15 protein-coding genes are annotated in these 20,561 nt (G+C 71.4%); 10 read left to right on the forward strand and 5 right to left on the reverse strand.

Annotation, left to right across the window (positions count from 1 at the left end; translation table 11 throughout):
- The first annotated feature begins 110 nt into the window (after positions 1 to 110).
- Positions 111 to 2,162 (forward strand): ATP-dependent DNA helicase, encoded by a 2,052-nt coding sequence (locus tag KMS84_RS08380; protein WP_256915452.1) that lies wholly within the window; start codon positions 111 to 113, stop codon positions 2,160 to 2,162.
- 184 nt (positions 2,163 to 2,346) lie between these two features.
- On the opposite strand, the gene lexA is transcribed toward KMS84_RS08380, so the two are convergent.
- On the reverse strand, positions 2,347 to 3,126 hold the full coding sequence (lexA, locus tag KMS84_RS08385; RefSeq protein ID WP_079659071.1) for a transcriptional repressor LexA: 780 nt from the start codon (positions 3,124 to 3,126) through the stop codon (positions 2,347 to 2,349).
- 583 nt (positions 3,127 to 3,709) lie between these two features.
- Here lexA and nrdR point away from each other — a divergent pair.
- Positions 3,710 to 4,279 (forward strand): transcriptional regulator NrdR, encoded by a 570-nt coding sequence (gene nrdR / locus KMS84_RS08390; protein ID WP_256915453.1) that lies wholly within the window; start codon positions 3,710 to 3,712, stop codon positions 4,277 to 4,279.
- A 160-nt stretch (positions 4,280 to 4,439) separates the two neighbouring features.
- Positions 4,440 to 7,340, forward strand: coding sequence for a vitamin B12-dependent ribonucleotide reductase (locus tag KMS84_RS08395; protein WP_256915454.1), 2,901 nt, complete (start codon positions 4,440 to 4,442; stop codon positions 7,338 to 7,340).
- A 115-nt stretch (positions 7,341 to 7,455) separates the two neighbouring features.
- Here KMS84_RS08395 and KMS84_RS08400 read toward each other — a convergent pair whose 3' ends face one another.
- Positions 7,456 to 7,989, reverse strand: a complete 534-nt coding sequence (locus KMS84_RS08400; RefSeq protein WP_256915455.1) for a TerD family protein — start codon at positions 7,987 to 7,989, stop codon at positions 7,456 to 7,458.
- Between the two features lie 156 nt (positions 7,990 to 8,145).
- Between KMS84_RS08400 and KMS84_RS08405 the strand changes: the two genes are divergently transcribed.
- The 3 genes from KMS84_RS08405 to KMS84_RS08415 all read left to right on the forward strand — a co-directional run bounded on the left by KMS84_RS08405 (position 8,146) and on the right by KMS84_RS08415 (position 10,448).
- Complete coding sequence (locus KMS84_RS08405; RefSeq protein WP_256915456.1) at positions 8,146 to 8,751, forward strand: YdbC family protein; 606 nt, start codon at positions 8,146 to 8,148, stop codon at positions 8,749 to 8,751.
- 117 nt (positions 8,752 to 8,868) lie between these two features.
- Complete coding sequence (locus KMS84_RS08410; RefSeq protein WP_256915457.1) at positions 8,869 to 9,546, forward strand: histidine phosphatase family protein; 678 nt, start codon at positions 8,869 to 8,871, stop codon at positions 9,544 to 9,546.
- On the forward strand, positions 9,543 to 10,448 hold the full coding sequence (locus KMS84_RS08415) for an ADP-ribosylglycohydrolase family protein (protein WP_256915458.1): 906 nt from the start codon (positions 9,543 to 9,545) through the stop codon (positions 10,446 to 10,448). Before KMS84_RS08410 ends, KMS84_RS08415 begins: the two co-directional genes overlap by 4 nt.
- A 426-nt stretch (positions 10,449 to 10,874) precedes the next feature.
- On the opposite strand, the gene KMS84_RS08420 is transcribed toward KMS84_RS08415, so the two are convergent.
- Complete coding sequence (locus tag KMS84_RS08420) at positions 10,875 to 12,422, reverse strand: MFS transporter (protein ID WP_256915459.1); 1,548 nt, start codon at positions 12,420 to 12,422, stop codon at positions 10,875 to 10,877.
- Positions 12,423 to 12,606: 184 nt separating this feature from the next.
- Between KMS84_RS08420 and KMS84_RS08425 the strand changes: the two genes are divergently transcribed.
- The 3 genes from KMS84_RS08425 to KMS84_RS08435 all read left to right on the forward strand — a co-directional run bounded on the left by KMS84_RS08425 (position 12,607) and on the right by KMS84_RS08435 (position 14,728).
- Positions 12,607 to 13,236, forward strand: coding sequence for a TetR/AcrR family transcriptional regulator (locus KMS84_RS08425; protein WP_256915460.1), 630 nt, complete (start codon positions 12,607 to 12,609; stop codon positions 13,234 to 13,236).
- Between the two features lie 86 nt (positions 13,237 to 13,322).
- Complete coding sequence (gene rnhB, locus KMS84_RS08430; RefSeq protein WP_256915461.1) at positions 13,323 to 14,024, forward strand: ribonuclease HII; 702 nt, start codon at positions 13,323 to 13,325, stop codon at positions 14,022 to 14,024.
- Between the two features lie 68 nt (positions 14,025 to 14,092).
- The gene (locus KMS84_RS08435; RefSeq protein WP_256915462.1) at positions 14,093 to 14,728 is read left to right on the forward strand and encodes a hypothetical protein; all 636 of its coding nucleotides are present in this window, start codon (positions 14,093 to 14,095) and stop codon (positions 14,726 to 14,728) included.
- Positions 14,729 to 15,031: 303 nt separating this feature from the next.
- Here KMS84_RS08435 and KMS84_RS08440 read toward each other — a convergent pair whose 3' ends face one another.
- Complete coding sequence (locus KMS84_RS08440) at positions 15,032 to 15,652, reverse strand: hypothetical protein (protein ID WP_256915463.1); 621 nt, start codon at positions 15,650 to 15,652, stop codon at positions 15,032 to 15,034.
- Positions 15,653 to 16,140: 488 nt separating this feature from the next.
- On the reverse strand, positions 16,141 to 18,306 hold the full coding sequence (locus KMS84_RS08445; RefSeq protein WP_256915464.1) for a RecQ family ATP-dependent DNA helicase: 2,166 nt from the start codon (positions 18,304 to 18,306) through the stop codon (positions 16,141 to 16,143).
- 162 nt (positions 18,307 to 18,468) lie between these two features.
- Here KMS84_RS08445 and KMS84_RS08450 point away from each other — a divergent pair, with 162 nt between their 5' ends.
- Positions 18,469 to 20,343 carry a DUF4192 family protein gene (locus KMS84_RS08450; RefSeq protein ID WP_256915465.1) on the forward strand — a complete coding sequence of 625 codons (1,875 nt, stop codon included), beginning with the start codon at positions 18,469 to 18,471 and terminating at the stop codon, positions 20,341 to 20,343.
- Positions 20,344 to 20,561 lie beyond the last annotated feature (218 nt).

A 20,561-nucleotide genomic window follows, 5' to 3' on the forward strand; every position in this document is an offset into this window, starting at 1 on the left:
CGTCGGCCCGCGCTCCCCTTCCCCACCAGGAGAACCACGGTCTTGATCCCTCCCCTCCCGCCCGCCTCGGCGACCCGTTTGTCAGTGCCGAGCCGTAGGGTGGTCGCGCTATGACGAAGCCCTCACTCCCCGAACTCCTGCACGCCGCCGTCGCCGCCGTCGGCGGCACGGAGCGCCCCGGCCAGGTGACCATGGCCGAAGCCGTCGCCCAGGCGATCGACGACGGCTCACACCTGCTGGTCCAGGCCGGCACCGGCACCGGCAAGTCGCTCGGCTACCTCGTGCCCGCGCTCGCCCACGGGGAGCGCGTCGTGGTGGCCACGGCCACGCTGGCCCTGCAACGCCAACTCGTCGAGCGGGACCTGCCGCGCACGGTCGACGCGCTGCACCCGCTGCTGCGCCGGCGGCCCGAGTTCGCGATGCTCAAGGGCCGGTCGAACTACCTGTGCCTGCACCGCCTCCACGAAGGCGTCCCGCAGGACGAGGAGGAGGGCCTCTTCGACCAGTTCGAGGCGGCCGCCCCCACCAGCAGGCTCGGCCAGGACCTGCTCCGGCTGCGGGACTGGTCCGACGAGACCGAGTCGGGGGACCGCGACGACCTCACCCCGGGCGTGTCCGACCGCGCCTGGGCCCAGGTGTCGGTGTCCTCGCGGGAGTGCCTCGGCGCGACGAAATGCGCCTACGGGGCCGAGTGCTTCGCCGAGATGGCCCGCGAGCGCGCCAAGCTGGCCGAGGTCGTCGTCACCAACCACGCGCTGCTGGCCATCGACGCCATCGAAGGGGCGCCCGTCCTCCCGCAGCACGAGGTGCTGATCGTCGACGAGGCGCACGAGCTGGTCTCCCGGGTCACCGGCGTCGCCACCGGCGAGCTCACCCCGGGCCAGGTCAACCGTGCCGTGCGCCGCGCGGCCAAGCTCGTCAACGAGAAGGCCGCCGACCAGTTGCAGACCGCCGCCGAGGGCTTCGAGCGGCTCATGGAGCTGGCGCTGCCGGGCCGCCTGGAGGAGATCCCCGAGGACCTCGGCTACGCCCTGATGGCGCTGCGCGACGCGGCGCGGACGGTCGTCTCCGCCATCGGCGCCACCCGTGACAAGTCCGTCCAGGACGAGGACGCGGTGCGCAAGCAGGCGCTGGCCTCCGTGGAGTCCGTGCACGACGTGGCTGAGCGGATCTGCAACGGCTCCGAGTGGGACGTCGTCTGGTACGAGCGCCACGACCGCTTCGGAGCGTCCCTGCGCGTCGCGCCCATGTCGGTGTCGGGCCTGCTGCGGGAGAAGCTCTTCACGGACCGGTCGGTGACCCTGGCCTCGGCCACGCTGAAGCTGGGCGGGGACTTCAACGGGGTGGGCGCGTCGATGGGCCTCGCCCCGGAGGGCACCGAGGGCGACGACGTGCCGCAGTGGAAGGGCATCGACGTCGGCTCCCCCTTCGACTACCGCAAGCAGGGCATCCTGTACGTCGCCAAACATCTCGCGCGCCCCGCGCGGGACGGCGACCGCGCCGACATGCTCGACGAACTCACCGAGCTGATCCAGGCGGCGGGCGGCCGCACGCTCGGTCTCTTCTCCTCCATGCGCGCCGCGCAGCTCGCCGCCGAGGAACTGCGCACCCGGCTGCCCGAGTTCCCGATCCTCCTCCAGGGCGAGGAGACCCTCGGCGAGCTGATCAAGAACTTCTCGGCCGACCCGCAGACCTGCCTGTTCGGCACGCTCTCGCTCTGGCAGGGCGTCGACGTGCCCGGCCCCAGCTGCCAGCTGGTCGTCATGGACAAGATCCCGTTCCCGCGCCCGGACGACCCCCTGATGAGCGCCCGCCAGAAGGCCGTGGAGGACGCCGGAGGCAACGGCTTCATGGCCGTCGCCGCGACCCACGCGGCGCTGCTCATGGCCCAGGGCGCGGGCCGCCTGGTCCGCGCCTCGGGAGATCGCGGTGTCGTGGCCGTCCTGGACCAGCGACTGGCGACGGCGCGCTACGGGAGCTACCTGAAGGCCTCCCTGCCCGACTTCTGGTACACCACGGACCGCAACCAGGTCCGCAGGTCCCTCGCCGCGATCGACGCGAAGGCCAGACAGTCGGAGTCCGACCTCGCGGCGCGGTCCGAGTCCCAGAACGAGACGCAGGCGGAGGCGGAGCAGGCTTCAGGGACGGCGGCGGACGCCTAGGTCCCGGACGAGGGCCAGGGCCCGCACGGGGGAGGCCCGCGCGGGGGAGGGGCGTGCCGGGCCCGGGCAGGGCCGGAGTCCGGCGCGACGGTCCGCGGGACAGCGCAGGGCCCCGGAACCGGCGCAGGGATCCCGGGGCCCAGTCAAGGGGCAAGGGCGGGAAAGTGCCCGCCCGTCGCGGCGCTCAGACGCGGCGGAGTACGGCCACCACCTTGCCGAGGATGGTCGCGTCGTCACCCGGGATCGGCTCGTAGGCGGCGTTGTGCGGCAGCAGCCACACGTGGCCGTCCTCGCGCTTGAAGCGCTTGACGGTGGCCTCTCCGTCGAGCATCGCGGCCACGATGTCGCCGTTCTCGGCGACGGGCTGGCGGCGGACGGTGACCCAGTCGCCGTCACAGATCGCGGCCTCGATCATCGAGTCGCCGACGACCTTGAGGACGAACAGCTCGCCGTCGCCCACGAGCTGCCTCGGGAGCGGGAAGACGTCCTCCACCGACTCCTCGGCGAGGATCGGGCCGCCCGCGGCGATCCGGCCGACCAGCGGGACGTAGGACGCGGCCGGCTTCCCGGCGGTGTCGGTCGGCTGCACGGAGGCGGCCTGGTCGGAGCCGCGCACCTCGTACGCGCGCGGGCGGTGCGGGTCGCGGCGCAGGAAGCCCTTCCGCTCCAGTGCCATCAGCTGGTGGGCGACCGAGGACGTGCTGGACAGGCCGACCGCCTGACCGATCTCCCGCATCGACGGCGGGTAGCCGCGCCGCTGGACGGAGTCCCTGATGACCTCGATCACTCGGCGCTGCCGGTCGGTGAGCCCCGAGCTGTCGGCCCGGATGCCGGGAGGTCGGCCGGGCAACGAGCGCTTGTGCGCCTCGGGATTCATGGCTTCGTTCATCGCATGCACCGGCTCGAGTCGGCCCTGGGAGCGGTCCTGGGCAGTGATGGTGGCACTGTCTGCGGTGGTGGTCACGTCGGCCCCTCTCGGTTGTCTCCCTGCTGGACAACGGTAGTTGCTTTCGAAAGGTTGCGCCAAACACACGTTCGAGTGAAAAAGCGCGGATAACCGGACTTGATCATGTGTCTGGGTGTATGGCTAACGCGGTCCTCGGCAGGCAAAAGCGCTCATTGTTGTACTCTTCACCGCCGGAGACGATGACCTTGTGAGGCGTGGCCCCAGTCTGCCATCCGGCCCCCGGTCGATCGAGGACCGGTCGCGCTGCTGCGCGAGAGTCCCACCGCTCCTCCTCGTGACGCTCACGGTATCGCCGTGGGCGTCGCCGCGATACGCCCGTACACGCGCGTGCCGGGGTGGATTTCGCGTGCTCGGTGTGACCGCCGGATCGCGTGCGGTGAGCGCGACGGACGCGACACGCGATACGGCCTGGATGTATGCGCCAAGCCCCACATCTAGTGGTTGGATTGGCGCAGCGGCCCAGAAGTTGTGGTCCCCGGTGTCTTCGGATGCTGATGGATCCCCTATGCTTGGGGCTGCTTCGAGGGGCCCGTGAGGTCCGGCGAGGCCGTTGAGTCTGCTGTGAGGAGGGTTGGAGTTCATGCACTGCCCCTTCTGTAGGCACCCCGACAGCCGTGTGGTCGACAGCCGTACGACGGACGACGGCACGTCGATCCGCCGCCGGCGTCAATGCCCCGACTGCTCCCGCCGCTTCACGACCGTGGAGACGTGCTCGCTGATGGTGGTCAAGCGGTCCGGGGTCACCGAACCGTTCAGCCGCACCAAGGTCATCAACGGGGTGCGCAAGGCGTGTCAGGGGCGGCCCGTCACCGAGGACGCCCTCGCCCAGCTCGGCCAGCGGGTCGAGGAGGCGGTGCGGGCCACCGGAAGCGCCGAGTTGACCACCCATGACGTGGGGCTGGCCATACTCGGCCCGTTGCAGGAGCTCGACCTCGTCGCCTATCTGCGGTTCGCCTCCGTCTACCGGGCGTTCGACTCGCTCGAGGACTTCGAGGCGGCGATCGCGGAACTCAGGGACCAGACGGGACCCCCCGCCGCGGACGACGACGACCGCGCGGACCCGGCCGGGGACGTGGCGGGGAGCCGGAAGGACGACGCCGGGCGCGGCGGGACCGTGCAGGTCCCCGAGCCCGCCCGGGCCGCCGACTGACCGACGGCCGCGCCCGGAGCCCCTTCACGGAGGCGGGGCGGCGGCGGACGAAGACCTGCTGTGGGCGGTAGTGCGTGGGCGCCCACAGCATCAGACAGAACAACGTGTCACGGGAACAACGTGGCATTTCAGGGCGTTTTCGCCCGTAGAGGGAGGCGGCATGACAGAGACGGCGAGCGGTCCGGCGCGAGGTTCCCGAGCCAAGGGCGCGAAGAACACCAAGGGCCTGCGCATCGAGCGCATCCACACGACCCCCGGAGTGCACCCCTACGACGAGGTTGCCTGGGAGCGTCGTGACGTCGTCATGACCAACTGGCGCGACGGCTCGATCAATTTCGAGCAGCGTGGCGTCGAGTTCCCCGACTTCTGGTCGGTGAACGCGGTCAACATCGTCACCAGCAAGTACTTCCGCGGTGCCGTGGGCACCCCCCAGCGCGAGACCGGCCTCAGGCAGCTGATCGACCGCATCGTGAAGACGTACCGGAAGGCCGGCGAGGACAACAGCTACTTCGCCTCGCCCGCCGACGCCGAGATCTTCGAGCACGAGCTGGCCTACGCCCTCCTGCACCAGGTCTTCAGCTTCAACAGCCCCGTCTGGTTCAACGTCGGGACCCCGCAGCCCCAGCAGGTCTCCGCCTGCTTCATCCTGGCCGTCGACGACTCCATGGAGTCGATCCTCGACTGGTACAAGGAAGAGGGCATGATCTTCAAGGGTGGCTCGGGCGCCGGCCTGAACCTCTCCCGGATCCGCTCCTCCAAGGAACTCCTCTCCTCCGGCGGCAACGCCTCCGGCCCGGTCTCCTTCATGCGCGGCGCCGACGCCTCCGCCGGCACCATCAAGTCCGGCGGCGCCACGCGCCGCGCGGCCAAGATGGTCGTCCTCGACGTGGACCACCCGGACATCGAGGACTTCATCGCCACCAAGGTGAAGGAGGAGGAGAAGATCCGCGCCCTGCGCGACGCGGGCTTCGACATGGACCTGGGCGGGGACGACATCACGTCCGTCCAGTACCAGAACGCCAACAACAGCGTCCGCGTGAACGACGAGTTCATGACGGCCGTCGAGAACGGCGCCGAGTTCGGTCTGCGCGCCCGCATGACCGGCGAGATCATCGAGAAGGTCGACGCCAAGGCGCTGTTCCGCAAGCTCGCCGAGGCCGCGTGGGCCTGCGCCGACCCGGGCATCCAGTACGACGGTGTGATCAACAACTGGCACACCTGCCCCGAGTCCGGCCGCATCACCGCGTCGAACCCGTGCAGCGAGTACATGCACCTGGACAACACGTCCTGCAACCTCGCCTCGCTGAACCTGATGAAGTTCCTCAAGGACGACGGCAAGGGCAACCAGTCCTTCGAGGCGGACCGCTTCCAGAAGGTCGTCGAGCTCGTCATCACGGCGATGGACATCTCCATCTGCTTCGCGGACTTCCCGACCCAGAAGATCGGCGAGAACACGCGCGCGTTCCGCCAGCTCGGCATCGGCTACGCCAACCTGGGCGCCCTGCTGATGGCCACCGGCCACGCGTACGACAGCGACGGCGGCCGCTCCCTCGCCGGCTCCATCACCTCCCTGATGACCGGCACGGCCTACCGCCGCTCCTCCGAGCTGGCCGCCGTGGTCGGCCCGTACGACGGCTACGCCCGCAACGCCGACGCGCACAACCGCGTCATGAAGCAGCACTCCGACGCCAACGCGACGGCCCGGCGCATGGACGACCTGGACACCCCCGTCTGGGCCGCCGCCACGGAGGCCTGGCAGGACGTGCTCCGCCTCGGCGAGAAGAACGGTTTCCGTAACGCCCAGGCGTCCGTGCTCGCCCCGACCGGCACCATCGGTCTGGCGATGTCCTGCGACACCACCGGCGTCGAGCCCGACCTCGCCCTGGTCAAGTTCAAGAAGCTGGTCGGCGGCGGCTCGATGCAGATCGTCAACGGCACCGTGCCGCAGGCCCTGCGCCGCCTGGGTTACCAGGAGGAGCAGATCGAGGCGATCGTCGCCCACATCGCCGAGAACGGCAATGTGATCGACGCCCCCGGTCTCGCGCACGAGCACTACGAGGTGTTCGACTGCGCCATGGGCGAGCGCGCCATCTCCCCGATGGGCCACGTCCGCATGATGGCCGCCATCCAGCCCTGGATCTCCGGCGCGATCTCCAAGACGGTCAACATGCCGGAGACGGCGACCGTCGAGGAGGTCGAGGAGATCTACTTCGAGGCCTGGAAGCTCGGCGTCAAGGCGCTCGCGATCTACCGCGACAACTGCAAGGTCGGCCAGCCCCTCTCCGCCAAGACCAAGGAGAAGGAGAAGACCGAGGTCACCGAGAAGGCCGAGGACACGATCCGCGCCGCGGTCGAGAAGGTCATCGAGTACCGCCCGGTCCGCAAGCGTCTGCCCAAGGGCCGTCCCGGCATCACGACCTCGTTCACGGTCGGCGGCGCCGAGGGCTACATGACCGCCAACTCCTACCCGGACGACGGTCTCGGCGAGGTCTTCCTGAAGATGTCCAAGCAGGGCTCGACCCTCGCCGGCATGATGGACGCCTTCTCCATCGCCGTCTCCGTCGGCCTCCAGTACGGCGTGCCGCTGGAGACGTACGTCTCAAAGTTCACCAACATGCGCTTCGAGCCGGCCGGCATGACGGACGACCCGGACGTGCGGATGGCGCAGTCGATCGTCGACTACATCTTCCGCCGCCTGGCGCTGGACTTCCTGCCCTTCGAGACGCGCTCGGCGCTCGGCATCCACTCCGCCGAGGAGCGTCAGCGCCACCTGGAGACCGGCTCCTACGAGCCGAACCTCGAGGAGGAGGACGTGGACGTCGAGGGCCTGGCCCAGTCCGCGCCGCGCCAGACGGACCTGAAGGCCGTCGCCGCTCCGAAGGCGGAGGCCGAGGCCGCCCGTCCGGTGCCGCAGCAGGCCCACACCAGCGCCGAGCTGGTGGAGATGCAGCTGGGCATCCAGGCCGACGCCCCGCTGTGCTTCTCCTGCGGCACGAAGATGCAGCGCGCCGGCTCCTGCTACATCTGCGAGGGCTGCGGCTCCACCAGCGGTTGCAGCTAGGCGGCGCCGACCGGGTCCCTGTGATCCGGTGAAGGCGGTGGAGCCGGTCTACGGCTCCACCGCCTTCGGCGTTTCCGCCCCTTCGCGCGTCATCGCCCGTTCGCGCCGGGTTCGTTCAGGGCCGGTGGGCCTGTCCCATGACCCGGGTGAACGTCGCCGGGTCGTCCTCGAAGCCCTGGACACCCGGGTGGAACGACCAGCTGTCGGGCGTCTCGCGCACGAACTCCCCGACGGTCGCCGCGGTCGCGCCGAGGACGTCGCCGAACTCGCCCTCGTCCAGGACCGTGTAGCCCTCCCTGATGCGGAAGGCCGGATTGAGCACCCCGACGAAGGTCCGGTGCGCGGAGTTCTGCTGGATGACGACGCCGAGGACCACGCGCGCGTACCGCACGTCCAGTCGGTCGAGCTCCAGCGTCATGACCTCGTCCCAGCCGAAGCCCTTGCCGTCCTTGCTGTCCCGGTTGAGATAGATCGTGCCGTCGGGCGAACGGCTGTCGAAGTGCACCACGTAGGCGGGGGCGCCATGCGGATCGCTCGCCAGGTAGGTCGCCGCCACGACGTCCAGGTCGGTGGGCGGCTGCCCTGCCGGACTGGGATCCCACTTCAGCGCCATCTCGATCTTGCGGATGCCCTTGTTGAGGCCGCTCACCGGACTTCCCCTCCCCGATTCCCCGTTGCTGTCGCACCCGAACGGGCCGTCCGCCAGGGCCGGTTGTCCATCCTGCCACGCGCGCGTGCACGGTGGAGGCGGAGCACTGTGCGCGAGAGTGACCAACGCCACGCCCGCTGGCCTTACCATGGCGCGGTGCTGGTCAAGTGGATTCGCTGCACCGTGGTGGACCGCCGCGGTTTCGAACGGGGGCAGCGAAAGTGGGCGGGGCTTCTGGGGGAGCCGGGATTTCGGGGACAGGGCGGGGGCTGGAGCAGGACACGGCCCTCCGTCGCCCATGTCTTCACGTTCTGGGAGAGCCGCGCCTTCTACGACTCCTTCATGGCCCGCTCCCACGACCGGCTGGCGACGGCCCAGTCGGGCACCTTCAGGGACCCCCAGGTACGGCTGTTCGACTACCGCTTCGACGTGAAGACGGGCTTCGAGCCCCGCTTCACCGACTCCGACCTGCTGCGGGTCGCGCTGTGCCGGGTCCACGAGGAACGCGCCGAGCACTTCACGCTCATGCAGGAGAAGGTGTGGAACCCCGCCATGGCCGGCTCTCCCGGCATGATCCGCGGACTGTTCGCCGAGGCGCCCGGCCCCGAGTTCCTGGTGCTGTCGATGTGGCGCTCGCAGGCCGAGCACGGGAAGTACCGCACCGAGCGGGTGGAACGGCTCGCTCTGCGCGCGCAGACGGAGGCGGACGTCTCCTCGCTGACCGGGGACATCGTCGAGCTGGAGACCGCCTGGACGGTGTGAGCGCACGCCCTCCGACGTGCGCCCTTCACGTCCTTCCGGGACAGTGATGGTGTGACCTACGCCGTATGGAGGCCCTCCGAGTGCTCGATCGGCCGCCGACCGATCTAGGGTCTTGGCATGGCACGACCACGGCGCATCGTCCTTGTCCGGCACGGGGAGTCAACGGGCAATGTTGATGACACCGTCTACGAGCGTGAACCCGACCACGCACTGGCCCTGACCGACCGGGGCCGCAGTCAGGCAGAGGAGACGGGAAAGCACCTGCGGGAGGTCTTCGGCCGCGAGCGGGTCAGCGTGTACGTCTCCCCCTACCGGCGCACGCACGAGACCCTGCGCGCCTTCCACCTCGACCCCGAACTCATACGGGTTCGCGAGGAGCCCCGGCTGCGCGAGCAGGACTGGGGAAACTGGCAGGACCGCGACGACGTCCAGCTGCAGAAGACCTACCGGGACGCCTACGGGCACTTCTTCTACCGCTTCGCGCAGGGCGAGAGCGGAGCGGACGTCTACGACCGGGTCGGCGGCTTCCTGGAGAGCCTGTTCCGCAGCTTCGAGGCCCCCGACCACCCGCCGAACGTGCTGCTGGTGACCCACGGCCTGGCGATGCGCCTGTTCTGCATGCGCTGGTTCCACTGGACGGTCGCCGAATTCGAGTCGCTCGCGAACCCGGGGAACGCGGAGATGCGGATGCTCGTTCTCCAGGACGACGACCGGTACGCCCTCGACCGGCCCTTCGACCGCTGGCGGGAACCGGCGCCCTACGGGATCACCGGGGATAGAGTGGGTGAAAGATGATCGCTGACTCCTCTCCCGCCGGGCGCCTGGAGCGCGCCCTGTCCAGCCTGCGCGGCCTCGCCGTGGGCGACGCGCTGGGCTCGCAGTTCTTCGTCCCGGTGAACTATCCGCTGTTGCAGCGCCGCGAGCTGCCGTCCGGCCCCTGGCAGTGGACCGACGACACCGAGATGGCCTGCTCCGTGGTGGCGGTCCTGGCCGCTCACCACCGCATCGACCAGGACGCGCTGGCCCGGTCCTTCGCCGAACACCACGACTTCGACCGCGGCTACGGTCCCGCCGTCAACCGCCTGCTCAGACTGGTCCGGCAGGGCGAGGACTGGCGCGAGCTGTCGTCCGCCCTGTTCAACGGACAGGGGTCCTGGGGCAACGGCGCCGCCATGCGGATCGCGCCCCTCGGCGCCTGGTACGCGGACGACCCCGAGCAGGCGACCCACCAGGCGGAGATCTCCGCCTACCCCACGCACCAGCACCGGGAGGCCGTGGTCGGCGCCATGGCCGTGGCCGCGGCCGCCGCGCTGTCCGGCGCCCCGGGCGGCCCGCCCGGGGCCGAGGCCCTGCTGGACGGCGTGATCGGCCTGATTCCCCGAAGCGCCGTCCGCGCGGGCCTGGGCCGCGCCCGGGACATGCTCGACTACGCCGACGCGGCCACCGTCGCCGCCGTCCTGGGCTGCGGCAGACGGACGTCGGCGCACGACACCGTGCCCTTCGCGCTGTGGTCGGCCGCGCGCGCCCTGACCGACTACGAGACGGCGTTCTGGACGACCGCGCAGGTCGGCGGGGACGTGGACACCACGTGCGCCATCATGGGCGGGGTGCTCGCCGCCGGCAAGGCCGGGGCGCCGCCCGTCGCCTGGGCCCAGCAGGTGGAGGACCTGCCGGAGTGGCTGTCCGCGTCCGCGTGAGCCGAGGGTGCGTGAGCCGAGGGCGCCTGCGGCGAGCGGGCGTGCGACGAGGGACGGGAGCGGTCGGCTGCCCGGTGGGCGAGAGGCCCGCCGGTGGGTGAGCCGTTCCCGGGGTGTGAACGTCCGACGACGCGCCGCAGCTGAGCCGTTCCACTCCCGCGGGTCGCGAACTCTGTGTGCTCGATGGGAACTCTGCGTGACGGCCCCGCGTTGTCCGAACGACCGCTGGGCGACGAGCGCCGGCCCGGCGGCGGGGGGAGTGGAGCGACGCAGGGGGTGTGGCGGGGTATGCGGTACGCACTGTCGATGATCGTGCTGTCGGTGCTGTCGGCGCCGGGAGGCCGGACGGGTCGACCCGGGAGCGGGGGACGCGCCTCCACCGAGCGCGGTGGCGACACTCCGGGGTCGATCCGTGGGGCCGTTCGGTCAGCCCACCACGGGGGCCGCCGTGCCCGACAGCGCTTCCAGGTCGCTCTTGCGGACCCGGATCACGAACCAGGCGGTCGCGAGGGCCAGGACGGCTATGCCGGCTGCCGGGACGAAAGCCGAGGAGATGCCATGGGCGAGCACCTCGTGCCCCCAGGGCGCGGGCAGCTGATGCGTCCGCGCGAACTCGGCCTTCTGCTCCGCGGAGCCCTCGGCGAGGAACTTCGGCAGCTGCTTCTCCGCCTCGTCCTTGGCGGCCGTGCCGAAGACGGTCGTCAGGATGGACAGGCCGAGCGAGCCGCCCACCTGCTGCATGGCGTTGAGCAGACCGGAGGCGGCGCCGGCCTCGTGCGGGGCGACGCCCGCCACCGCGGTGACCGTCGCCGTCACGAAGTTCAGCCCCATGCCGAAGCCGAAGATCAGCATCGGCCCGAGCACGCCGCCGACGTAGGTGCTGTCCGGGCTGATGAAGGCCTGCCAGGTGAGGCCGGTCACGACCAGCGTGGCTCCGGCGACCATGAACGGCTTGGGGCCGAGGACCGGCAGGAACCGTTGGGACAGGCCCGCGCCGGTGGCGATGGCGACGGTGACCGGGAGGAACGCGAGACCGGCCTTGATGGGGCTGTAGCCCAGCACGTTCTGCACGAACAGCACGATGTAGAAGAACATGCCGAACATGGCCGCGGCGAGGCTCAGCATGATCACGTACGTGCCGGCGCGGTTGCGGTCGGTGAACATCCGCAGGGGGGTGATCGGCTCCTTCGCGCGCCGCTCGGTGAACACGAAGGCGACCAGCAGGACCAGTGCGGCCGCGAAGGCGCCGAGCGTGAGTTCGTCCCGCCAGCCCTCCTCCGCCGCCCTGATGAAGGCGTAGACGAGGGAGGCCATGCCGGTGGTGGAGGTCAGCGCGCCGGCGATGTCGAAGCGCCCGGGGTGGCGTTCGGACTCGTTGATGTACATCGGGGCGAGCGTGGCGATGAGTATCCCGATGGGCACGTTGACGAACAGCACCCAGCGCCAGTCGAGCCACTCGGTGAGCATGCCGCCGGCGAGCAGGCCGATCGCGCCGCCGCCCGCGGACACCGCGGCGAAGACGCCGAAGGCCCGGTTGCGTTCGGGGCCTTCGGGGAACGTCGTGGTGATGAGCGCCAGCGACGTGGGCGAGGCGATGGCGCCACCCATGCCCTGGAGGGCCCGCGCGGCGAGCAACTGCCAGGGTTCCTGCGCCAGTCCGCCGAGCAGCGAGGCGAAGGTGAAGAGCAGGATGCCGGCCATGAACACCCGGCGCCGGCCGAGGATGTCGCCGGCCCGGGCGCCGAGCAGCAGCAGGCCGCCGAAGGTGAGCGTGTAGGCGCTGACCACCCAGGTGAGGTCGGTGGTGCTGAACTTCAGCGCTCCTTGAATGTGCGGGAGGGCGATGTTCACAATCGTCGCGTCGAGTACCACCATGAGTTGGCAGGCCGCGATGACGGCGAGCGCGATGCCCGGGTGTCCCGCGCGCCGTGCCGTGCCGGGTTTCCGGTCTTCGGTCAACTGAGAGGTTGTCACTGTGAGTCCCCCACAAAAGCGTTAGTGAACGATGGCGTTCACTGGCCCGTCAAAGGTAGTGAGTTCCTCGTAGTGAACGCAAGCGTTCACTTGTGGTGGCGTCCCCCGGCGAGTCCCCCGCCGCTGCCGCCCGGAGTCCCTCTCTGCCCCCGCCCCGCTCGATCTGCTCGCTGGAGACACTCAGATGGTTACTTCGCGCTGGACGGCCGCCCCCGCTCCGGCGGCCTCCCCTCGCCGGCGCGGCGCCGTGCTCGAACGTGCGATTCTCGATGCCGCGCTGGAGCAACTCGGCACCGTCGGCTGGAACGGCCTGACGATGGAGGGCGTCGCGGCCGGCGCCCAGACCGGCAAGGCCGCCGTCTACCGCCGTTGGCCCTCCAAGGAGGACCTCGTCGCGGAGGCCCTGCGTGCGGGACTGCCACGGCTGGACGGCGCACCCGACCGGGGGAGCGTGCGCGAGGACCTGCTCGCGCTGTGCCGTGACGCACGCGACGCGATGTTCTCCCGCCCGGGCCTCGCGTTGCGCTCGGTCATTCACGAATGCGATCCGCTCCAGGCGGAGCGCTTCCACGTCCTGATCTTCGAGGGTGTCGTCGAACCGACGGTCAGGCTCCTGCACGACGTCCTCAGCAGGGGAATCGAGCGAGGTGAGGTGCGGGCGGACGCGGCGAACAGCTACGTGTTCGACGCCATTCCGGCCATGATGATGTACCGCTCGAAGATAAGCGCCTGCGAATGGAATGATCGCGAACTCGAGGAGATGGTGGACGGGCTCATGCTGCCCCTGCTTCGGCCCGACGCGCCCCGGGCGTGAGGTCGACGCCGTCGGCGCCGTCCGCGAGGGGCCAGGGCCGACCGGGGTGTCGCGACGGGATCGAGGCGGCGTAACCTAAGGACGCCATGCCGTACGAACCACCCACTCACACCGTCGAGCGCTCCCTTCGCGCCACGACCGGAGCCAAGGTCATCGCCGGCGTCGACGAGGTGGGCCGGGGCGCGTGGGCCGGACCCGTCACCGTCTGCGCGGCCGTGACCGGACTCCGCCGACCGCCCGTCGGTCTCACCGACTCCAAGCTCCTCACCGTCAAGCGTCGCAACGAGCTGTCCGAGGAACTGCTGAAGTGGGTGACGTCGTACGCCCTGGGCCACGCGTCCCCCGAGGAGATCGACGAGCTCGGGATGACGGCCGCGCTGCGGCTGGCCGCCGGACGCGCTCTGGAAGCGCTCCCGGTCCGCCCGGACGCGGTGATCCTCGACGGCAAGCACGACTACCTCGGTTCCCCCTGGCGGGTCCGCACGGTGATCAAGGGCGACCAGTCGTGCGTGGCGGTCGCGGCTGCCTCGGTGATCGCCAAGGTTCGGCGCGACAAAATGATGGCCGAACTGGGTGCCGAGCATGCAGACTTCGGCTTTGCGGACAATGCCGGGTATCCGTCGCCCGTGCACAAGGCCGCACTGGAGGAGCGGGGGCCCACCCCGTACCACCGGTTGTCGTGGGCGTATCTTGATGCGCTGCCCCAGTGGCGGCACCTCAAGAAGGCCCGCGGCTGGGTGAACGGAAGCGTTCCGGAGGTCGAGGGTCAACTCGGTTTCGACTTCTGACCGTTCCGGTCGCACTGATGTGCCACCCGTTGGCGCGTGTCGCACCAACGTTTGATAGACAACAGCTCATGCCTCTCATTCCCGAGGAGCCTCAGATTCACGAGAGTGCCCAGGGTCCCCGCGCCGTTCCGGCCAGCGGCCGCACCGCGCCGACCCCTCGACCTGTACCCGGACCCCGTCCCGCGGCTCCGTCGCGTCCCGGTCGTCCCGGACCCCTCCGGCCCACGCCGCCGGCGCAGCGCGCGCCGCGTGACACGGCCGCCAAGCCCGGGCCTTCGGCCCCGGCCGCTCCCGCCGCCGCGCCTGCTCCGGCGGCCGCCCAGGTCCAGCTGATCCCGGCCTCGGCCGTGGGCGCGCTGGACGCCGCCGAGGAGGCCGTCGACCTTCTCCTGGAATCCGGACGCGCTCCGGGTGACGTGCTGGTGATCACGACCGGCGAACGGCACCCGTGGGCCGCCCACGAGCTGTCCTTCGGCGAGGCGCCCTACTGGGCGCAGCACGACGCCGGGGACGACGTCTTCTACGCGGATGCCGCCGCGGTGACCCGGGTGGGTACCCGTCCGGTCGTCGTCGTCGCGGTCAACGGCGGACCGGACACGGTGGCCGCCACCGTTCTGCCGCTGGCCCGCACGCGTGCCTCGGCGCTGCTGATCGTCTGCGGGGACCCGCAGACGATCAACGCGGTGCTGGGCGCGGGCGTCTGAGTCCGTTCCGGTAGGCCACGAGGGTCCGGCGCATCCGGAAGAGGCGTCGCTGATGCGGCGCCTCTTCCGTGTGCCAGGGCGCCCCTCGGGTGTTCCCGGGCCGGCCGTGGAGGCGGGCGCGTCGGAGTCTTCGCCCGTACCGGTCGGTTCCGGGCGGGCCCGCTGCCGGGACTCGCCGGCGGGTCTCCGGCCGGGCCCCGGTCCGGCCCCGGCACCGTCCTGCGGTCCGGCCCCGTCGCCGTCCTCCCGGCCGTGGGGCCGTCTCGGACGAGCGGCCGCCGGTCGTCCGTCCTCCGTCGCCGCTCAGCGGGCGGCCGCGCGACGCATCACCTCGGAGGCCGAGCCGCCGGTCCGGGGGAGCGGCGGCGGAGCCTCGGACAGGGCGAAGGGCTCCGGAACCGAATCCGCGTTGGGCCGTCGGCCGCCGCGCCCCTCCCCGAGGACCTGCCAACCGTCCCGGGTCAGAGTGATGTACGCCCCGCAGCGCAGACCGTGCAAGGTGCAGGCGTCCCGAAGGCCCCACATCCACGCCCCGTCCTCCTCCGTCCAGCGTGCGTCGCCGTCGCGGCAGTAGAGCAGCACGGCGGTGCGCACCGGGGTGCGCAGCCGAAGATCGTGGGGTATGACCCGGCGCAGCTGGGCGAGCAGGGCGTTGCGGAACACCCAGCCGTCACTCGAAGCCTGGCGTCGGGTGAACGAGGCGCTGGCCCGCACCCGCTCGTCCGGGTCGAGGACGGCCACGATCGCCGTGGTCGGCCGCGGCCGGTGCCGTGAGTGCAGTCCGCTGACGACTTCCCGCGGGTTGCGCAGCAGGGGTATCCCGGCCGCGGCCCATTCGGCAGGCTCGAGCAAACGGTTGGCGGAGGTGGCGGACGTGGAGGTCGACAACGGTGCCGCCGAGGACGGAGCGAATCCGAAGGTCACGAGCCTCCCTTCGGCTACGGCCCACACTGCGGGCGGGTCGGATTCGGGGGAGCGCACGCCGCAGCAGAGCCCAACCGGACTACGGACCGAGCCGTGCGGGGAGCGGACCTCAATTCTTCCTGCCGAACTTGGATGCGGCAACGAGCAATTGGGGCCACCGACCGTTATATGGCGGTGAGTGGCTTATATCCCTACCCAGTGTTTCACCGGAGGATGCGTGAGTCGACGTTCAAGCCTTGTAGGCGCCTTCGAGGCCCGGAGTTTGACGCCGGTTCACCGCGGCGCGACGAGGGCCTGAGGTCTCCCCCGGCGGGGCGTCGACGTCGGGCGTCCCGGCCGCTACGTGCGCGTAGAGGCTCGCGCCCGCTGCCCCCACCCTCGGCCTGGGGGTGCCCGCGACGGCAGGCGCGCGCGGGTCCGTCGGCGAGACGGCCGGGGCATCGGTGACCCCTCAGAGGCCGGATACTTTCGCGCCCGGCCGCTCTCCGTCAGCCCTGCATGGCCAGAACCAGCGGCAACACCCCCTGCGCGCCTGCCCGCCGCAGCATCCGGGCGGCCACCGCGAGGGTCCAGCCCGTCTCGGTGTAGTCGTCCACGAGGAGAACCGGGCCCGGGGTCTCGGCGAGGGCGGCAGCGAGCGCGGGCGGCACTTCGAGCATGCCGTCGAGCGCCTTGAGGCGCTGGGCGCTGTTGCTCCGGGAGATCGGCGCGGCGTCGGCGGTGTATTCCACCGTGCCCAGCAGGGGGAGCCGGCCGACCTCGGCGATCCGCGCGCCCAAGGAGGTGACCAGCCGCGGTCGTGTGCGGGAGGCGACGGTGACCACGCCGACCGGGCGCGGTGAGGCGTCGGCCGCTCCGGAGGCCCAACCGCCGGGCCCCTTCGCCCAGTCCGCCAGCACCTCCACCACGGCCCTGGCCACGTCGTCCGGAACCGGTGCGTCAGGAGCCTGGGGCGCCAGCATGGGGCGCAGCCGGTTGCCCCAGCCGATGTCCGAGAGACGCCCCAGAGCCCGCCCGGACGCCGCCTGCTCGTTCGCCGGGATGCGCCCCTTGAGGCCCATGCCGATCGCCGCCAGGCCGGTCGGCCACATCCGACGGGGCTCCACCTCGACGCACGCACGGCCCAGGTCCACCCGCGCGGCGTCCAGCGCCGCCGAGGACGTGTCGGCGGCGTACCGCGCTCCCGCGCAGTTGTCGCACCGCCCGCACGGCTTCGCGCCCTCGTCGTCGAGCTGGCGCTGGAGGAACTCCATCCGGCAGTCCGTCGTCGACGCGTACTGCCGCATCGCCTCCTGCTCGGCCTTGCGCTGCCGTGCGACCCACGCGTACCGCTCGGTGTCGTACCGCCACGGCTGCCCGGTCGACAGCCAGCCGCCCTTGACCCGCTTGACCGCCCCGTCGACGTCGAGAACCTTGAGCATCGTCTCCAGCCGGGAGCGGCGCAGCTCCACCAGGGGCTCCAACGCGGGCAGCGACACGGGCCGCTCCGCCTGCGCGAGAACGTCCAGCGTGCGACGCACCAGGTCCTCCGGCGGGAAGGCGAGCGACGCGAAGTACTCCCAGATCGCCTCGTCCTCCCTTCCCGGCAGGAGCAGCACCTCGGCGTGCTCGACACCGCGTCCGGCACGGCCGACCTGCTGGTAGTACGCGATGGGGGAGGACGGCGAGCCGAGGTGCACGACGAAGCCCAGGTCGGGCTTGTCGAAGCCCATGCCGAGAGCGGAGGTCGCGACCAGCGCTTTCACCTTGTTGGCCAGCAGGTCTTCTTCCGCCTGCTGCCGGTCGGCGTTCTCGGTGCGGCCCGTGTACGAGGCGACGACATGTCCGCGCTGCCGCAGAAAGGCGGTGACCTCCTCCGCGGCGGCCACGGTGAGCGTGTAGACGATCCCCGAGCCGGGGAGCTCGTCGAGATGGTCGGCGAGCCAGGCCATCCGGTGCGCCGCGTCGGGCAGCCGCAGCACGTTCAGGCTCAGGCTCTCGCGATCCAGCGGGCCGCGCAGCACCAGGGCGTCCGAGGCGCCCCCGGTGCCGAGTTGCTCGGCGACGTCGGCGGTCACGCGGGCGTTGGCGGTCGCGGTCGTCGCGAGGACCGGCACGCCGGCCGGGAGGTCGGAGAGCATCGTCCGCAGGCGGCGGTAGTCCGGCCGGAAGTCGTGGCCCCAGTCGGAGATGCAGTGCGCCTCGTCGACCACGAGCAGGCCGGTGGCGGCGGCCAGCCGGGGCAGCACCTGGTCGCGGAAGTCCGGGTTGTTGAGGCGCTCCGGACTGACCAGGAGGACGTCCACCTCGCCGGCCGCGATCTCGCCCTGCACGGTCTCCCATTCCTCCGTGTTCGAGGAGTTGATGGTCCGTGCACGGATACCGGCCCGGGCCGCGGCGTCGACCTGGTTGCGCATGAGGGCGAGCAGCGGCGAGACGATCACCGTGGGGCCGGAGCCGCGGGCCCGGAGCAGGGAGGTCGCCACGAAGTACACGGCGGACTTCCCCCAGCCCGTCCGCTGGACCACCAGGGCCCGGCGCCGGTCGGCGACCAGCGCCTCGATCGCCCGCCACTGGTCCTCCCGCAGCCGGGCCGCGCCCGAGGCGTCGCCGACGAGGCGGGCGAGGACGGCGTCGGCGTCGGCCCGGAGATCCGTGTTGCTCGTGTGCTCCATGCCTCCATACAACAGGACGGCGCTGACAATCCGGTCACGGCCGTTGCGGGAGCAGGGCTCCGAGCGCCTTCGGGTCTCGTCGGCCCGGCTTGTCTGACATGTCCGCGATTGGAGTTATCCACAGGTCGAGCGGGATTTCGGCATACGCGAGATCGTCTGCGCATGACGAATCACAGCGAATCGACCGGCCCCTCCGAAAACGGCCCCATCGCCCGGCGCGACGACCGGGAGGCGCAGAACGCCCACGAAGGGCGGGACGAACGCGGCGGGCGGAGCGGCTCGGCGGAGGCCGGCGGTCCCACGGCACACGACAGTCGTCCGATGGACGACGGGGAGGCCGAGTACGGCACTGACCGGACCGTCCACCAGGTCACCCTGCGATCCCCGGACGAACTGGCCGACGCGCTGCCCTATCTGCTCGGGTACCGGCCCGAGGACAGCATCGTGCTGGTGGCCCTGCACGACCTCGGCGGCCGGGGGCGTTTCGGCGGCCGGGCCCGGCTCGGCATCCCCGCCAACCCCGACGACTGGGAAGCCGTCGCGCAGCAGTTGGCGCAGGGCCTGGTCACGGGCAGCGAACGTCGAGGCGACCGTCCCGCGCAGATGGTCGCCTACCTCTGCCAGGAGCCGGGGCCCGGAGAGACGGGCCGACAGGTCATGGAGCGCCTCAAGCCGCTCGCCGATCGGTTGCGCCTCGCCTGCGGCCGCCTCGACATCCCGGTGATCGAAGCCCTCTGCATCGCGGACGGCCGGTTCTGGTCGTACTGCTGCGCCGGTCGAGGATGCTGTCCGGTCGAGGGCGTCCGGATGGGCCTGCCGGGAACCTCCGTGCTGGCCGCTGCCGCGACCTACGCGGGGATCCAGGTCCGGGGCACTCTGCGCGAGCTGCGGGCCCGGTTGCAACCGCTGGAGACGGGCGTGGCCCTGGAGCAGGAAGTCGCCCTGGACACCGCCGCCATGGCGCTGATCCCGAGGATCCTGGACGACGCGAACCGTGTGGGTGTCACCGCCGAGACTCTGCGACTCGCGCGGCGGGTGATGCGGCGCCTGGCCGACGCGCCCGTGGTGTCCGGCGCGCTTCTCGCCGACCAGCGGGACGACGAACTGATCGGATGCGACGAGGCAGCGGCTCTGATCCTCGGCCTCCAGGACCGGGTGACGCGCGACCGGGCAGCCGAGTGGATGGAGGGCGACGAGGCGGCTCCCGCACTGCGGCTGTGGCGAGCCCTGGCGAGGCGCTGCGTCGGGCCCTACGCAGAACACGCGGCGGCGTCGCTGACCCTCGCAGGCTGGGTCGCGTGGTCCGGCGGCGACGAGCTCGAGGCGAGGGAGGCGTTCGCCATGGCGCTGGGCGTGGACCCCGGCTACCTCTTCGCCCGCCTGCTGCACCAGGCCTGCAACGAAGGCCTCGACCCCGAGGCGGTACGACGTTGCCTGCGCGCCGAACGGGACGGACGAGACGCACGCGCCGAAGGAGACGCGCGCGACGGACGCGGCGCCGACCGCGCGGCGGGACACGTGAGCGCGGAAGCCGGTGCGATTCACGAAGCCAGTGCGATTCACGAATCCGGTGGGCTTCACGAAACCGGTGAGGCCCGCGTAACCGATGAGTCCGGCGCTGGCGGAGCGATCACTGCGACCGACGGGAGGCAGGTCGAGAACGCCGTGGCCGCCGACGACACTGCGGCCACAGAGAGCACCGCGGTCGCGGAGGACTCGGACCCGCACGGCTCGCCGGCGGCTGCGTCGGGGCCGCTGCCGACCGCTGCCCGCCCGACCGCCCGCAGGCGTCATCGTCCGCGTTCCACCCCTGTCGGGACGGAGCCCGCGCAGACCGCGGAAGGAGTCGCGCCGGGTCCCGAGACGAGGGAATCCCGTCACCGTCCGACGCCGTCCGATGTCACTCGCCCCACAGCGCCGAGTCGTGCCGGGGCGCGTACGCGCCCCGGCGGGGGCCCCTCCGCCCGACGCCATGGCGAGTCCGGGGAAGGCGTGCGGCTCCACGCGGACGCGGGCGAAACCCCCGGCCGTCCCTGAGGACGCCCTCGCGACACATCCCGCCGGAGTCCGCGCCCGGCCCGACGCGTGGGCCAGGCGACCGCCATCGGTGGGGCCTTCCGGCCGGGGGCGTGACCTGGGGGAGGCCCACCCCGTTCACCTGAGTGGCGGATTGCCTGCTCGGGCGCGCCGCCGCAGCTCCCCCGCCGTGCCGGAGCCTCCCCTCGGGCCTCGACCTTCGCCCGAGGCGCACAGAG

Origin of the sequence: Streptomyces hilarionis (genome assembly GCF_024539675.1) — a bacterium.
Taxonomy (GTDB): Bacteria; Actinomycetota; Actinomycetes; order Streptomycetales; family Streptomycetaceae; genus Streptomyces; species Streptomyces hilarionis.